Raw genomic sequence first — 639 nt, 5'->3', positions numbered from 1 at the left:
TATCTGCTAAATTCATGTAATAAAATTTATAAATGCATGGTAACTCACTAATTTTATAGGTGATATGTGTTAGTTTTCATTGCATAATTTATAGTTGTCTAGTTGATTAAAAATAGCAGGAGAGTGGATATGAGTAAGGTTATTAGTTTTATAAATTTAAAAGGTGGCGTGGGAAAAACTACAACAGCAGTAAACATGGCATCAATTCTTGCAAAAAAACATTATAAGAAAGTATTGTTGATTGACTTAGACCCACAAACGAACGCGACTGTCAGTTTGATAAAGCAAACAGAATGGCAAGAAATACATGATGATAAGCAGACATTGTTTCATTTATTTGAAGATATGCTTAGGTCCACATCGAATTTTGATATTAATAAAGCAATTGTTAAGGATGTTTCTAATATTAAAAACTTAGATCTTCTACCATCAAGTTTAGAGTTTGTGAATATTCAGGATGAAATACCGGAAATAAGTAATAAGGAGTATGTAAGTCATGTCGATGTTTTAGGTAATACGATAGCACATATTAAAGATGACTATGATTATATAATTATAGACTGCCCACCTAATCTAGGTGCCATTACATTGAATGGTATAAATATTAGTGATCACTATATTGTCCCAACAATACCGGAT

At 30.4% G+C, this 639-nt stretch carries 1 protein-coding gene; it reads left to right on the top strand.

Annotation, left to right across the window (positions count from 1 at the left end; all coding sequences use genetic code 11):
• Positions 1-129 precede the first annotated feature (129 nt).
• The coding region (locus L4C32_RS20770; RefSeq protein ID WP_428198782.1) for a ParA family protein at positions 130-639 on the top strand (510 nt) is incomplete at its 3' end.

This window comes from Aliivibrio kagoshimensis, assembly GCF_050337105.1.
Taxonomy (GTDB): domain Bacteria; phylum Pseudomonadota; class Gammaproteobacteria; order Enterobacterales; family Vibrionaceae; genus Aliivibrio_A; species Aliivibrio_A kagoshimensis.
Note: the sequence above shows the minus strand (reverse complement) of the source record. Positions and strands in the feature narration are given on the sequence as shown.